This is a genomic window from Pseudomonas sp. AGC41 (assembly GCF_057334555.1).
The window spans coordinates 127,591-131,271 of sequence record NZ_JBHFJB010000163.1 but is presented as its reverse complement, the minus strand read 5'-3'; the positions used below and the strand labels follow the sequence as shown (position 1 = coordinate 131,271).

The window sequence follows — 3,681 nt, the reverse complement described above, 5'->3', positions numbered from 1 at the left end:
TGCTGATAGTGCTCGGCGCGGCAGCCCTGGCCGGCCAGTACATCGCCTACCATTTCGAAGAACTGGCCCGCCAGGACCAGTACCGCCCGTGGTTCCTGCAAATCTGCCCGGTCATCGGCTGCGACGTCCCGTCCAAGGTCGACATCGCCAAGATCAAGAGCAGCAACCTGGTGGTGCGCAGCCACCCGGAATTCAGCGGCGCCCTGGTGGTGGATGCGATCATCTACAACCGCGCGCCCTTCTCCCAGCCGTTCCCGCTGCTGGAGTTGCGTTTTGCCGACCTCAACGGTCATCTGATTGCCAGCCGTCGCTTCAAACCAGGCGAGTATCTGGGCGGCGATCTCGAGGGCCGCGGGGAAATGCCACCGCAGACGCCGATCCATATCGCCCTGGACATCCTCGACCCGGGGCCGAAAGCGGTGAACTACAGCCTGAGCTTTCATTCACCCGAATGAAGCCCGCCAGGGCCGATCGATTGACGGCAGCTTTCTGACTCGCCCCACCCAGACCAAACCGCTGGCGATAACAAAATAGCTGTTCAGATTTTATCCAATTCGACCTTTATCCAGTCATCGAGAGCGGGTATCATGCCAACCCTTTTTCGAAGTCTCATGATCCGGCCCCACTTCAGGGAAGTCCTATGTCGGCGGTACGCATCGGCCCATATACATTGCAGAACGGACTGGTCCTCGCCCCGATGGCGGGCGTCACCGATCAGCCCTTTCGTCAGTTGTGCAAACGATTGGGTGCCGGTCTCGTAGTCTCGGAAATGGTCTCCAGCGACATGAGTTTGTGGAACACCCGCAAATCGCGTCTGCGCATGATCCACGAAGGCGATCCCGAGCCCCGCTCGGTGCAGATCGCCGGTGGTGACGCACAGATGCTGGCGGAGGCGGCCCGGGCGAACGTCGAGCTGGGGGCGCAGATCATTGACATCAACATGGGCTGCCCGGCGAAGAAGGTCTGTAACAAGGCCGCAGGCTCGGCGCTGTTGAAGGATGAAGCGCTGGTCACCGAGATCCTGCAGGCGGTTGTCGCCGCAGTCGATGTGCCGGTGACCCTGAAGATCCGCACCGGCTGGGACCGGGACAACAAGAACGGCCTGACGGTGGCAAAGATCGCCGAACAGGCAGGTATCACGGCGCTGGCGGTGCATGGCCGCACCCGTGCCGACCTGTACACCGGCGAGGCCGAGTACGACACCATTGCCGCGATCAAGCAGGCGGTGTCGATTCCGGTGTTTGCCAACGGCGATGTCGACTCGCCCGAGAAGGCCCGGTACGTGCTGGACGCGACCGGCGCCGACGGCCTGTTGATCGGCCGGGCCGCCCAGGGGCGGCCATGGATTTTTCGTGAGATCGAACATTTCCTGCGCACCGGCGAAAAGCTCGCTGCGCCGCAATTGTCCGAGGTGGAACGTATTCTGCTAGAGCATCTGGCCGCGCTGCACGCCTTCTATGGTGAAGTCATGGGCGTACGCATCGCTCGCAAGCATGTGGGCTGGTATCTCGCAACCCTGCCGGGCGCCAGGGAGTTTCGCGCCCGTTTCAATCGTTTGGATGGTACGCAAGCACAATGCGCCGACGTTCAGGCGTTCTTCGCCGAACGTTACAAGAGCCTGACAGGGGACGAAGGGGTGGCCGCATGACGATGATGACCGAGACTTTAGTGAGTGGAATAACACCCGTGAGCGACAACGTGAATTTGAAACAGCACCTCAACACGCCCAGCGAAGAAGGCCAGACCCTTCGCGGGAGCGTCGAGAAGGCGCTGCACAATTATTTCGCCCACCTTGAGGGCGCTGCCGTCACGGATGTGTACAACCTGGTGCTTTCCGAAGTCGAGGCACCACTGCTCGAAAGCGTGATGAACTACGTCAAGGGCAACCAGACCAAGGCCAGTGAGCTGCTGGGCCTGAACCGCGGCACCCTGCGCAAGAAACTCAAGCAGTACGATCTGCTGTAAGCATTCAATCAAACCAGAAAGGCGCCCGCGTAAAAAACGGTCGCCTTTTTTGCTGACTTCCCTTGCTTTTGATGGAAATTGAAATGACCGACCAGACCACCCGCCTGCCGATCCGCCGCGCCTTGATCAGCGTCTCCGACAAGACCGGGATCCTTGAATTCGCCCGCGAGCTGCAACAGCTGGGCGTCGAGATCCTCTCGACCGGCGGGACCTTCAAGCTGCTGCAGGACAATGGCGTCGCCGCAGTGGAAGTCGCGGACTATACCGGCTTCGCGGAAATGATGGACGGTCGGGTCAAGACCCTGCACCCGAAGATCCACGGCGGGATCCTCGGTCGTCGCGGCATTGACGACGCCATCATGAACGAACATGGCATCAAGCCGATCGACCTGGTGGCGGTCAACCTCTACCCGTTCGAAGCGACCATCAACAAGCCCGGCTGCGACCTGCCGACCGCCATCGAGAACATCGACATCGGCGGCCCGACCATGGTCCGCTCGGCGGCCAAGAATCATAAGGACGTGGCCATCGTGGTCAATGCCAGCGACTACGCCGGCGTCCTGGAAAACCTCAAGGCCGGTGGCCTGACGTACGCCCAGCGCTTCGACCTGATGCTCAAGGCCTTCGAACACACCGCCGCCTACGACGGCATGATCGCCAACTACATGGGCACCGTGAACCAGGCCGCTGAGATCCTGTCGACCGAAGGCCGCAGCGAATTCCCGCGCACTTTCAACACCCAGTTCGTCAAGGCCCAGGAGATGCGCTACGGCGAGAACCCGCACCAGAGCGCGGCGTTCTACGTGGAAGCCAAGCCAGCCGAAGTCGGCATCGCCACCGCGACCCAACTGCAAGGCAAGGAGCTGTCGTTCAACAACGTGGCTGACACCGACGCCGCGCTGGAATGCGTAAAAAGCTTCGTCAAGCCAGCCTGCGTGATCGTCAAGCATGCCAACCCATGCGGCGTCGCAGTAAGCCCGGACGCCGAGGGCGGGATCCGCCAGGCCTACGAACTGGCCTACGCCACCGACACCGAGTCGGCGTTCGGCGGCATCATCGCCTTCAACCGCGAGCTGGACGCCGAGACCGCCAGGGCCATCGTCGAACGCCAGTTCGTCGAAGTGATCATCGCCCCTTCCGTCAGCGAAGAAGCCCGCGCCATTGTGGCCGCCAAGGCCAACGTGCGCCTGCTCGCCTGCGGTCAGTGGTCGGCCGACCGTGCGCCGGCCTGGGATTACAAACGCGTCAATGGCGGCCTGCTGGTCCAGAGCCGTGATATCGGCATGATCGGCAGCGAAGACCTCAAAGTCGTGACCAAACGCGCGCCGAGCGAGCAGGAAATCCATGACCTGATCTTCGCCTGGAAAGTCGCCAAGTACGTCAAGTCCAACGCCATCGTCTACGCCAAGAACCGCCAGACCATCGGCGTCGGCGCTGGCCAGATGAGCCGCGTCAACTCGGCGCGCATCGCTGCGATCAAGGCTGAGCACGCCGGGTTGCAGGTACAGGGCGCGGTCATGGCCTCCGATGCATTCTTCCCGTTCCGCGATGGCATCGACAACGCGGCCAAGGTCGGCATTACCGCGGTGATCCAGCCGGGCGGTTCGATGCGTGACAACGAAGTGATTGCTGCCGCCGACGAGGCTGGCATCGCGATGGTCTTTACCGGAATGCGCCACTTCCGTCACTGATCCAACCCGATCGAAATGTGGGAGC

The 3,681-nt window shown here is 61.8% G+C and carries 4 protein-coding genes; all 4 read left to right on the top strand.

Translation table 11 applies throughout. From position 1 onward, the window contains the following. A partial coding sequence (locus ACE04F_RS28815) for a DUF3426 domain-containing protein (protein WP_486111088.1) occupies window positions 1–455 on the top strand: 455 nt, incomplete at its 5' end. A 185-nt stretch (window positions 456–640) separates the two neighbouring features. Next, window positions 641–1,648, top strand: a complete 1,008-nt coding sequence (dusB, locus tag ACE04F_RS28810) for a tRNA dihydrouridine synthase DusB (RefSeq protein ID WP_486111086.1) — start codon at window positions 641–643, stop codon at window positions 1,646–1,648. Beyond that, window positions 1,645–1,965: a DNA-binding transcriptional regulator Fis gene (gene fis, locus ACE04F_RS28805; RefSeq protein ID WP_025211617.1), complete on the top strand. Its 321-nt coding sequence runs from the start codon at window positions 1,645–1,647 to the stop codon at window positions 1,963–1,965. Before dusB ends, fis begins: the two co-directional genes overlap by 4 nt. A gap of 83 nt (window positions 1,966–2,048) precedes the next feature. Then, window positions 2,049–3,656 carry a bifunctional phosphoribosylaminoimidazolecarboxamide formyltransferase/IMP cyclohydrolase gene (gene purH, locus ACE04F_RS28800; RefSeq protein ID WP_486111084.1) on the top strand — a complete coding sequence of 536 codons (1,608 nt, stop codon included), beginning with the start codon at window positions 2,049–2,051 and terminating at the stop codon, window positions 3,654–3,656. The last annotated feature ends 25 nt before the right edge of the window (window positions 3,657–3,681 follow it).